A 10863-nucleotide genomic window follows, 5' to 3' on the forward strand; every position below is an offset into this window, starting at 1 on the left:
GATATGATGGAAATATATGAAATTAAGGACCAAATAGAATCAGCCCAACTTAATATTGAAAAAATAAGGGGGTCCCTTTGACATCGATAAATTGGAAGCAGACGTTGCTGAAATGGAATCGAAGATGTTAAAGGAAGATTTTTGGGACGATAATCAAGCTGCTCAATCTTTAATTCAAGAATTAAATAAATGTAAACTCGAAAAAAACTCTTTTTATCAATTAGAAGAAGGACTGGATGATGCAATGATTGGACTAGAGCTTATTGAAGAAGGCCAAGATCCTGAATTACAAAAAGAGCTAGAAGAAAAGCTGGTCTTACTCAATAAACAAATTGATGATTATCAACTATCTCTTCTTTTGTCGGGAGATCATGACCATCTCAATGCGATTATGGAAATTCACCCAGGAGCGGGAGGGACAGAATCCCAAGATTGGGGCGAAATGTTGTTGAGAATGTATGAACGCTGGGCGAGTCACAATCATTATGCGATAACATTTATAGATTATCAAAATGGGGATGAAGCAGGCATTAAAAGCGCTACTTTTGAGGTTTCTGGCTATAAAACTTATGGACATCTGAAGTCGGAAAAAGGGGTTCATCGTCTCATACGGATATCGCCTTTCGATTCTAATGCGCGCAGACACACTTCCTTTTGTTCAATTGATGTTACTCCGATGATTGATGGTTCGATTGAGCTAGAAGTAAATCCTGAAGATTTACGTATCGATACTTATAGAGCTTCAGGAGCTGGCGGACAACATATAAACAAAACTTCTTCTGCCGTTCGAATTACACATCTTCCGACAGGAATTGTTACTCAAAGTCAATCCAATCGTTCACAAATTCAAAATAAAGAGCAAGCTATGAGCCTCTTGAAAGCAAAACTTTATCAAAAAGAAGTGGAAGAAAAAGAAGCTGAATTACAAGCGATAAAAGGTGAGCAAAAAGATAATGCCTGGGGTTCACAAATCAGGTCCTATGTTTTCCACCCTTATTCAATGGTAAAAGACCATCGAACGAATTATGAAACGGGGAATATCGACGCTGTAATGGATGGAGAATTAAATCCTTTTATTGATGCTTACTTAAGGTGGAATATCCAAGAAGAAAAATAAGTAATAAAGAGTGAAGAATTACTAGTATGTGAGGTGAAATTGTTGATTAAGCTAATTAAAGCGAGCAAACAGTATGGTAATGGAATATGGGCTGTTAAAGATGTGAGTCTCGAGATAAATAAGGGAGAATTTGTTTATTTAGTAGGACCTAGTGGTTCGGGGAAGTCTACGCTGATGAAATTGTTAAATCGTCAAGAAAAAGTTACAAGCGGACAAGTGATTGTTAATCAGTTTAAAGCGCATGACTTAGCTGAAAGGAAAGTTCACCTATTACGAAGGCAAGTTGGTGTAGTTTTCCAAGATTTCAAACTTTTACACCAATTTACAGTAGCTGAAAACATTGCTTATGCATTAGAAGTTACAGGAGAGAGTAAAAAGAAAATTAAAAAACGTGTGTTGGAAGTTCTTGATATCGTTGGTTTAAAGTCTAAAATGCATCAATTACCGAACGAGTTGTCAGGTGGAGAGCAACAAAGGGTTTCCATAGCGAGAGCTTTAGCTAATCGTCCTCAAGTGCTTGTGGCGGATGAACCGACGGGTAATTTAGATCCAACCAGTGCAGTTTTGATAATGCGAGCTTTAGAAAAAGTTAATCGCTCTGGAGTAACTATTCTAATGGGAACTCATAATGATAATATCGTTAACTCCCACCCTCACCGAATTTTACAAATGCACCAAGGTAGATTGGTAAGAGATATAAAAAGAGGTGTAAAAAATGAAATGGATTAGATCCCGTATTCGTCATTTTAGAGACGGAATGAGAAATTTATTTCGAAATGGCTGGCTGACTTCTGCATCAATCGTAGTTATGAGTCTAACTTTATTTTTATTAGGCACCTTTTTTGTTCTCGTATTGAATATTAATCAATTGACAGAAACGATTGAAAATGAGATTCAAGTACGAGTGATGATTGATCCTTTAGCAGAGGTTGCTGATGAGAGAAAACTTGGTGATGAAATTGCAGCGATGGATAATGTTGTTAAAGTTGTCTATCGGTCGGCAGAAGAAGAATTAGAGTCTTACCAAGAAGTTATTACAGAAGATTTTGATGTTTTAATGGATCAAAATCCTCTTAACAATATGTACTTAGTCACTGTAAATTCAGCTAATTCATTAGAGCAAGTAACCAAAAAAGTTCAAAAATTAAAATGGGTTCAAAGTGCTAATATTGGTTCAGTCAATCTTGAGAGCTTGATCCAAACAATTGAAATTATGCGATATGCTATAGCTATTTTAGGAGCTGTTTTTATTCTAATAGCTATCTTACTTATCTCCAACACAATTAAAGTAACTATTCAGTCGCGCTCAAGAGAAATTGAAATCATGGAGCTGGTAGGTGCAAAAAAATCTTATATAAAGGCACCTTTCGTTATTGAAGGGGGAAGTGTAGGAATTATAGGCGCTGCCATAGCCAGTATTGTTTTATATTTTTCCTACCAAGCAATCCTTAGCCTGGCTCAAGAGTTACTGGCTTTTAATCCGGAGTATGCCATGCCTATTTATCCTAATATCTTGTATATATCTGGTATTTTGCTGGTTTTGGGCTATCTATTAGGTGTTTTAGCAGCAAAAAGAGCTGTAAACAAATTTTTTAAATAGAAATTTAAAAGACTTCCCTATTCTTTTAAAGGGAGGTCTTTTTATAGTAGTGAAAGCTATTGATTAGAAGATATCTTTTAATAGATGAAGGCGTCTGATAGAATAAGAAAGTACTTAGAGATCCTAGGAGGTTGGCTATGAAAAGAGTGCTGGTTGTCGATGATGAACAATCGATATTAATGTTATTAGAATACAATTTAAATCAAGCTGGTTTTGATGTGGTCACTGCAGAAGACGGTAAGACCGCTTATAAATTGATTAAAAAAGAAAAGTTTGACTTTATCATTTTAGATATTATGCTTCCAAAAATGGATGGAATGGATGTATGTCGCCGTGTGCGTCAAGAAAAAATTGAAACACCTATTTTAATGTTGACGGCCAAAGATGATGAATATGATAAGATTATTGGCTTAGAATTAGGAGCAGATGATTATATGACCAAGCCTTTTAGCCCAAGGGAGGTTATTGCCAGAATTAAGGCAATTGGGCGTAGGATGCAAAGTAGCGAAAAGAATGTAAAAGAGGTTGAAAGTCAGACAGAATCAGTAGATATTACACCTCTACAAGTTCCTACTAATGCATCTGAGAATTCAAATGATGTGATAAGGCTCGGTAAGTTAGAAATATTTCCAGACCGCTATGAAGTGATATGTGATGGTAAATCAATTGATTTAACGCCCAAAGAGTTTGAACTCTTACTCTATATGGCAGTTAGAAAAGGGCGTATACTTAGTCGTGATCAACTGCTTAATAACATATGGAATTTTGACTACGCGGGTGAAACGCGTATCGTCGATGTCCATATTTCACATTTAAGGGAAAAAATTGAAAGCGACACAAAAAGTCCTGAATATATTAAAACGGTAAGAGGGTTTGGTTATAAATTTGAGGTACCGCAAGCATGAAACTGATAGACCCGAGCCAAAGACGCCGACAATTGGGACTAGGAATTGTCCTATTTATGATAGGTATTTTATCTTTAGTTTATTTGGGTTACAGACAAATTGAGCAGACAATTTATACGATTTTACAAGATCAAGTGCAAACTCATTCAGCTTACATATTCATTAAAGATCAAAGTCGGATAGAAGATTATTATCAAGACCTAGATAGTATCTTTAGTGGTGAAGATCGCGAGGTTTTTTTAATTTCTCAAAGAAATAATTCGAAAAATCGCTTAGTACCCAATACTTTATGGAGAAATTCAAAAGAAGGTAATACAAAGAGCAGTCTGAGTCTCATTCATCAAAAGATTATTAAAAATAAAGGTCAAAATATAATTTCCTGGAGAGCTGATCAACGGATCTATGCTGGTAAGAAATTAAATTGGAACAAACAAACTGTTTGGTTGGTTGAATCGGTCGATAAGAACTACTTTTCTTTCAAATGGCAAGAATATTGGAAGCTGGTAGCAATTTATATTATGGTTCAGCTTTCCCTTATATTCTTAGCTATTCGATTAGCCTTGCTAAAAACTACGGGTCCGATTCAATCAATAAGGCAAGGGATAGAAAAGGTTAGAGATTCCGATTATCATTATGAATACCTTGAACATTCGATTCCCGAAGTTAATCAATTAGGACAATCAGTTACCGATATTGTCAAGTATTTGGGAGAAGACCGCAATGATCTGATTTCTGGACAACAGCAATACTCTTTATTACTGGAGAATATCAACCTTGGAGTATTAGTCATTGACTCTCAAGGAAAGATTGATCTCATGAATCCAGCTTTAGGAAAAATTTTAGGACTGTCGCCAACAGTAATTGGGCGTCCTTACCAAGCAATTTTAAAATCTTTTCAATTAATCAGTTTGATTAATCGAGTGATGCAAACACATTTGCCTGTACAAGAAGAAGTAGAAGTTTATGTACCTAAATCAAAATTCTTGGATGTCAATATCCTTTCCTATCAAGAATATCAAGCCAGTGAAATGTCTTTTTTGGTATTACTCTATGATATAACTGAAATCCGTCGTTTAGAAACGGTAAGAAGTGAATTTGTAGCCAACGCTTCACATGAACTAAGAACACCTGTGACTGCTATCAAAGGTTTTGCAGAAACACTCTTAAACGGAGCGCTAAAAGATAAGAAGGCAGCTAATAAATTTGTTAACATTATTGCCAAAGAAAGTAATCGACTGGAAATGATTATTGAAGATATTCTTGAGTTATCTCGTGTTGAAAAAAGTGAAAATAATTTACCTAGATCAAGCTTTTATGTGGATAAAGTAACAGAAAATATGATCGAGTTTCTTTCTCAAAAAACTGCTCAAAAATCAATTAAGGTCGAATTGATTTCTAATAACAATATTGCTTTGAAAGCAGACCAATATCGCTTTGAGCAAATTTTAACCAATCTATTAGACAATGCTATTAACTATTCAGATGAAGGCAGTCAAATAACAATTAGTATTAAAGAAAAAAAGAAAAAAATTGAATTAACTGTTGCTGATACAGGAATAGGGATACCCGAAACAGAGATGGATCGAATCTTTGAAAGGTTTTACCGAGTTGATAAAGCGCGCAGTCGAAATTCAGGTGGAACAGGCCTTGGGCTTTCGATTGTGCGCAATTTAGTCAAAATGATGGGTGGTAAAATCGAGGTAAAAAGTCAAGTGGGGGTAGGGACATCGTTTACGATAATTCTCCCTAATTAATGATGACGCTTACAGTTAAGAATGTTATAAGAAAGCCCTTCACCCAGGGTCTTGTAACATATTTGTAACATTATTTGCTGAAAATTTACAAAGAATTTACATAGGTGAAGTACAATAACAATGTACTATCAATGCAAGAGTTATTGTAGTCAAGTAAATTGTGGAGGAGTTGTCTTAATGCAGGGCAAAGTGCTAGAAAGATTCATGAAATATGTCTTTATGTTTTGTGCATTCTTATCTATTTTATCAATTGTTTTAATCTTCTATTTCATCTTTGTAGGTGGAACAGTTGATGACGGAGTTTGGAAATTCCAAGGTGGAATTCCTTTTCTAATGAAGCATGGCTTCTTAAAAACCTTTGTAGGTCAGCAGTGGCAGCCTTCTTGGAAAGAGCCTCTTTATGGTATTTTCCCTTTCATTATGGGGTCTATTTATGTTACGGTTGGCGCTATTGTTGTTGGAGTTCCCATTGGAGTTCTAACGGCTATTTTTATGGCATATTTTTGTCCAGATTTTTTATATAGAATCTTTAAGCCAGCAATTAACTTAATGGCAGCCATTCCTTCAATCGTTTATGGTTTTTTTGCTCTTCAAATGATGGTTCCATTCATCAGAGGATTAAAGTTTTTACCAGCTAATAATGGAATGAATATACTGACAGCTTCGGTCTTATTAGGTGTAATGATTCTACCGACTGTAATTGGACTTTCAGAAGCAGCTATTCGAGCGGTGCCGAGACACTATTATAATGCCTCAATGGGTCTTGGTGCTACTCATGAGCGATCTGTTTTAAATGTCATTGTCCCAGCGGCTAAATCTGGTATTCTATCTGCCATTATCTTAGGGATTGGTCGTGCGATTGGTGAAACAATGGCGGTTGTTTTAATTGCTGGAAATCAACCAAGGTTGGCTAAAAGCTTGTTTGAAGGAACAAGAACACTGACTACCAATATTGTGTTGGAAATGGGATATGCAAGTGGTGATCACCAGCACGCACTAATTATGACAGCCTCAATGTTATTTGTTTTTATCTTAATTATTAACGGTACCTTCATGTGGATTAAATCGAAAGGAGATAGAACTTAATGAGCGCAAAAATCATTCGCTTTATTGTTTGGCTAGCAGCCTTTTTTACCATAGGTATGTTGCTCTTTATCATCGGTTTCATTCTTTGGAACGGCTTGCCGGTTATGAACACTCAACTTTTTGCCTGGGAATACAATTCAAACAATGTATCGATGATGCCTGCTATTATTTCAACCTTAATTATGATTGGCTGTTCACTTTTAATATCTGCTCCAATCGGAGTCTTTTCAGCTTTTTATTTAGTTGAGTATGCAGACCGTGGAAATCGATATGTACATTGGATTCGGTTAGCAACCGATACACTGGCTGCGGTTCCTTCAATTGTTTATGGTTTATTCGGGATGTTACTGTTTGTGAATGTAATTTTTAAAACCTATTCTCACATTGCTGGCATTTTAACGTTATCCATTATGATTTTACCAATCATTATTTCTTCAACAGAAGAAGCTTTACTTTCGGTTAATAATTCTTTAAGGATGGGTTCCTTAGCTCTGGGTGCTGGTAAATTAAGAACGATATTTACAGTTGTTCTTCCTGTTGCTATGCCAGGTATCTTATCCGGAATTATCTTAGCAATTGGCCGTATTGTAGGGGAGTCGGCGGCCTTAATTTATACGATGGGTACGTCCTCAGGTATGGTTAAAAACCTATTGAGTTCGGGTAGAACATTGGCTACACATATGTATGTTTTATCTTCAGAAGGTTTTCACGTTAAAGAAGCTTATGCAACAGGAGCGGTTTTGGTATTGCTGGTCTTAATTATCAACTGGCTATCTACACTCTTAGGCGCTCGATTAGGTTCAGGAGGAAAATAAAATGGCAAACAGATCAAAATTCTCAGTTCAAAATTTAGACTTTTATTACAGTGAGTTTCATGCCTTAAAAAATATTGATATGGAAATAGAAGAAAATTTGGTAACAGCCCTTATCGGACCTTCTGGTTGTGGAAAGTCTACTTTCTTAAAAATTTTAAATAGAATGCAAGATTTGACACCGGGTACACGAGTGGATGGAAAAGTTGCTTTGGATGGCATGGATATTTACGATAAACGGATGGATGTTAATGATTTACGTAAAAGAGTCGGAATGGTTTTCCAACAACCCAACCCTTTTCCAAAGTCTATCTATGACAATATTGCATACGGACCAAGAACTCACGGTATCAAAGATAAAACACAATTAGATCAAATAGTAGAAGAGTCCTTAAAAGGGGCAGCTATTTGGAACGAGGTTAAAGATAAGCTTCATCAAAATGCTACTGCCGTATCTGGTGGTCAGCAGCAAAGAATTTGTATTGCGCGTGCAATTGCCAACCAACCTGAAGTTATTCTAATGGATGAACCGACTTCTGCTTTGGACCCTATTTCAACAAACAAAATCGAAGATTTAGTGAGTGAATTGAAGAAAAAATATACCGTAATTATCGTTACGCACAATATGCAACAGGCCGGACGTATTTCTGATAAAACTGCCTTTTTCTATGAAGGTGTAGTGGTTGAATTCGATGAAACCGAAAAAATCTTCTCGAATCCAGCTAATGATCAAACGCAAGATTATATTTCTGGACGCTTTGGATAGACACTTGAAAGGAGTCAATCATGAGAAATATTTACACAAAGGATTTAGAAGACTTTTCAAATAAGTTATCAGAACAAGCAACAGCAGTCATCGAAAATGTGCATTTAGCTATTAACGCATTCAATAATGACGACACCAGTGCAGCTTCAAAATTAAAAGAAGCAGATCAAGAAATTAACCAATTAGCCAATGAGATTGAAAAAGAAGCTTATCGTTTAATCGCCTTACAACAACCCGTGGCGGAAGATCTACGTTTGATTTTTACAGTAATGAGCATCAGTGTTGACTTAGAAAGAATAGGTGACCATGCTGTTTTAATAGCAAAAAATGTTAATCGAACTAATGAAGATACAGAAAAAATTAAATCCTTAACAGAAATAATAAATAAAATGGCTCAAATGGTTTTTGAAATGATCAATGATGTTCTAGAAGCTTTTTCGGAAAGAGACGCGGTAAAAGCACAAGAGATTGCCGACCGTGACGAATTAGTTGATGCCTGTCTTAAACAACTTTATAATGACTCTGCTTTACGAATGGAAAAGAATAGAGAGTCTGTTAATACAGGAATTAACTATCTAGCAATTGGGAATTCAATTGAAAGAATTGGTGACTATGTCACTAATATTTGTGAGCGAATTGTATATCTTAAAAAAGCAGAGATAGTTGATTTAAATCACTAGTATTTACTCAAACTTAACACTAAATTTACATTAAATTTACAAATTTTATGTATACTATGAATGTGCTAACGTTGAGTGAGTTCGATGTTGGCAATGTAGTTGTGTTGCTGATTTGATAAAATTTAAGGAGATGTAATTAATGAAAAAATCATTAAAAGCTTTACTATTAGTAGCTGTAGCAGGTTTAGGGTTGTCGGTAGTTGTTCCAGCAATGGCTCAAGAAGGGCCAATTAATGTAATTAGTCGTGAAGATGGTTCAGGTACCCGTGGCGCATTTGTTGAAATTGTCGGTGTTGTTGATGAAGATGATAACGACCTAACTACGCAAAATGCTACTGTTCAAAACCAAACATCTGGTGTAATGCAAACAGTTGCTGGAGACCCTTCAGCAATCGGATATATCTCATTAGGATCACTTGATGATTCAGTGAAAGCATTAAAAGTTGATGGTTCTGAAGCGACTCCTGAAGCTATCAAAGCTGGAGACTATCCAATCGCTCGTCCATTTAATGTTGCATGGTCAGCAGAAAAAGAATTATCTGAAGTTGCAAATGACTTTTTAACATTCATTCATTCTCAAGAAGGACAAGCAGTAGTTGAAGAAGAAGGATACATCAGCGTAACACCTGCTGGCGAAGAGTTAGATGAAACTGTAGAAGCAGAAAGTGAAGAAGTAGAATCAGAAGAAGCAGCAGAAAGTGAAGAAGTAGAAAGTGAGCTAGCTCCTTATGAAGCAACTGCAGAATTAGAAGGAACTGTTGAAGTTGTTGGATCAACTTCTGTATCTCCTTTAATGGAAAAACTTGCTGAAGCCTATAAAGAATTCCAACCAAACGTTGAAATTAATATTACTTCAAACGGTTCATCTGCAGGTATGGAAGCAGCAATGAATGATACCGCTGACTTAGGTATGGCTTCTCGTGAATTAAAAGATGAGGAAATGGAAGCTTTAAAACACGACGCAATTGCTATCGATGGTATCGCAGTAGTAGTAAATAATGAAAACCCTACTGAAGAAATGACTCTAGAAGCAATCCGTGGAATCTTCTTAGGAGAAATTTCTACTTGGGAAGATACGGTAAAATAATTAAGTGAATAAGTAAATAATCAAGGCGCACCTTGGGTGCGCTCAGACTGAAGACAAAGCCCTCTAAACCACTACTTCTTAGTGAATTAGAGGGCTTTTTTGTGTATAATAAAAAGAAAACGGGTGATTCGTATGATGTCAAAAAATGCTGACAGTAAAACCTTTGAAGCACGTAATCAAATGGCATTTTATGCCCTTGAAGAACTGGTACCTCCCAATCATCTTTTGCGGAAAATTGATCATCATATTGATTTTAATTTCATCTATGACTTGGTAGAGGACGTCTATTGTCAAGATAACGGTCGACCAAGTATTGACCCGATAACTTTGATTAAAATCCCTATGATTCAATATCTCTTTGGTATTCCAAGTATGCGCCAAACCATTCAAGAGATTGAAGTGAATGTTGCTTATCGATGGTTTTTAGGGCTTTCTTTAACGGATACTGTGCCACACTTTTCAACCTTCGGTAAAAATTATAAGCGTCGTTTCGAATCTCAAAGTTTAGCCGAGCAAATATTTGCCCAAATTTTAAAGCAATGCGTTGAGGCTGGCGTGGTGGATTCAAAGGATATTTTTATCGATGGTAGCCATGTTAAAGCTTGCGCCAATGGCCGAAAGTATACGAATGAAGAAGTGATCGTCCAAGCAAAATGGTTGGCAGAGGAAATGATGGAAGCCGTTCAAGAAGACCGAGCGATTCACGGCAAAAGCTTCTAAAAAATACCGAAAAGGAGCACTTAACAAAATCCCAAACAATCAGTCCTAATGATCCGGAGGCAGGATGGCTCCATAAAGGAGATCATATGCAAGTTTTTGCCTATAACATTCAAACAGCCTGTGATCGTAATGGGTGGGTTTTAGGATATAGTGTCCATCCGGGAAATACACACGATACCCAAGCTTTTCCTTTAATCTTTGAAAAGATTATTCCTTTTAACCCTAAGCATGTCATTGCAGACGCGGGATATAAAACGCCTACTATCGCTCAATTCCTATTCAAACAAGAAATTACACCGGTGTTTCCTTATACACGGCCAAGACGTAAACGGGAGA

Annotated in this window: 10 protein-coding genes and 1 pseudogene; all 11 read left to right on the forward strand. The window is 36.3% G+C overall.

Annotation, left to right across the window (positions count from 1 at the left end; all coding sequences use genetic code 11):
* Positions 1-6 precede the first annotated feature (6 nt).
* Positions 7-1117, forward strand: a protein-coding gene (gene prfB / locus ACQV2R_RS02770; RefSeq protein WP_428874177.1) for a peptide chain release factor 2 whose coding sequence is annotated in 2 segments (ribosomal slippage) — positions 7-78 and positions 80-1117 — 1110 coding nt in all. Because the reading frame shifts where the segments join, the coding sequence is not laid out codon by codon here.
* Positions 1118-1159: 42 nt separating this feature from the next.
* Positions 1160-1846, forward strand: coding sequence for a cell division ATP-binding protein FtsE (gene ftsE, locus ACQV2R_RS02775; protein ID WP_428874178.1), 687 nt, complete (start codon positions 1160-1162; stop codon positions 1844-1846).
* Positions 1833-2717, forward strand: a complete 885-nt coding sequence (gene ftsX / locus ACQV2R_RS02780; protein ID WP_428875491.1) for a permease-like cell division protein FtsX — start codon at positions 1833-1835, stop codon at positions 2715-2717. The genes ftsE and ftsX overlap by 14 nt, the downstream gene beginning before the upstream one ends.
* Before the next feature lie 137 nt (positions 2718-2854).
* Positions 2855-3622 (forward strand): response regulator transcription factor, encoded by a 768-nt coding sequence (locus ACQV2R_RS02785; RefSeq protein ID WP_428874180.1) that lies wholly within the window; start codon positions 2855-2857, stop codon positions 3620-3622.
* Complete coding sequence (gene pnpS, locus ACQV2R_RS02790; protein ID WP_428874181.1) at positions 3619-5376, forward strand: two-component system histidine kinase PnpS; 1758 nt, start codon at positions 3619-3621, stop codon at positions 5374-5376. The genes ACQV2R_RS02785 and pnpS overlap by 4 nt, the downstream gene beginning before the upstream one ends.
* Before the next feature lie 177 nt (positions 5377-5553).
* Positions 5554-6462 carry a phosphate ABC transporter permease subunit PstC gene (gene pstC / locus ACQV2R_RS02795; RefSeq protein ID WP_428874182.1) on the forward strand — a complete coding sequence of 303 codons (909 nt, stop codon included), beginning with the start codon at positions 5554-5556 and terminating at the stop codon, positions 6460-6462.
* The gene (gene pstA / locus ACQV2R_RS02800) at positions 6462-7277 is read left to right on the forward strand and encodes a phosphate ABC transporter permease PstA (RefSeq protein WP_428874183.1); all 816 of its coding nucleotides are present in this window, start codon (positions 6462-6464) and stop codon (positions 7275-7277) included. The genes pstC and pstA overlap by 1 nt, the downstream gene beginning before the upstream one ends.
* A 1-nt stretch (position 7278) precedes the next feature.
* Positions 7279-8040 carry a phosphate ABC transporter ATP-binding protein PstB gene (gene pstB / locus ACQV2R_RS02805; protein ID WP_428874184.1) on the forward strand — a complete coding sequence of 254 codons (762 nt, stop codon included), beginning with the start codon at positions 7279-7281 and terminating at the stop codon, positions 8038-8040.
* 20 nt (positions 8041-8060) lie between these two features.
* Complete coding sequence (gene phoU, locus ACQV2R_RS02810) at positions 8061-8720, forward strand: phosphate signaling complex protein PhoU (RefSeq protein ID WP_428874185.1); 660 nt, start codon at positions 8061-8063, stop codon at positions 8718-8720.
* Positions 8721-8859: 139 nt separating this feature from the next.
* Complete coding sequence (locus tag ACQV2R_RS02815; RefSeq protein ID WP_428875492.1) at positions 8860-9807, forward strand: substrate-binding domain-containing protein; 948 nt, start codon at positions 8860-8862, stop codon at positions 9805-9807.
* A 135-nt stretch (positions 9808-9942) separates the two neighbouring features.
* A pseudogene (locus tag ACQV2R_RS02820) lies at positions 9943-10863 on the forward strand (transposase); the annotation flags it as partial.

Source organism: Facklamia sp. P12937, assembly GCF_050409505.1.
In the GTDB taxonomy this organism is placed as follows: Bacteria; Bacillota; Bacilli; order Lactobacillales; family Aerococcaceae; genus Facklamia.

Coding starts and splice junctions, on each gene's coding strand:
- ftsX (WP_428875491.1), top strand. CDS start 1,833: ATGAAATGGATTAGATCCCGTATTCGTCATTTTAGAGACGGAATGAGA.
- ACQV2R_RS02785 (WP_428874180.1), top strand. CDS start 2,855: ATGAAAAGAGTGCTGGTTGTCGATGATGAACAATCGATATTAATGTTA.
- pnpS (WP_428874181.1), top strand. CDS start 3,619: ATGAAACTGATAGACCCGAGCCAAAGACGCCGACAATTGGGACTAGGA.
- pstC (WP_428874182.1), top strand. CDS start 5,554: ATGCAGGGCAAAGTGCTAGAAAGATTCATGAAATATGTCTTTATGTTT.
- pstA (WP_428874183.1), top strand. CDS start 6,462: ATGAGCGCAAAAATCATTCGCTTTATTGTTTGGCTAGCAGCCTTTTTT.
- pstB (WP_428874184.1), top strand. CDS start 7,279: ATGGCAAACAGATCAAAATTCTCAGTTCAAAATTTAGACTTTTATTAC.
- phoU (WP_428874185.1), top strand. CDS start 8,061: ATGAGAAATATTTACACAAAGGATTTAGAAGACTTTTCAAATAAGTTA.
- ACQV2R_RS02815 (WP_428875492.1), top strand. CDS start 8,860: ATGAAAAAATCATTAAAAGCTTTACTATTAGTAGCTGTAGCAGGTTTA.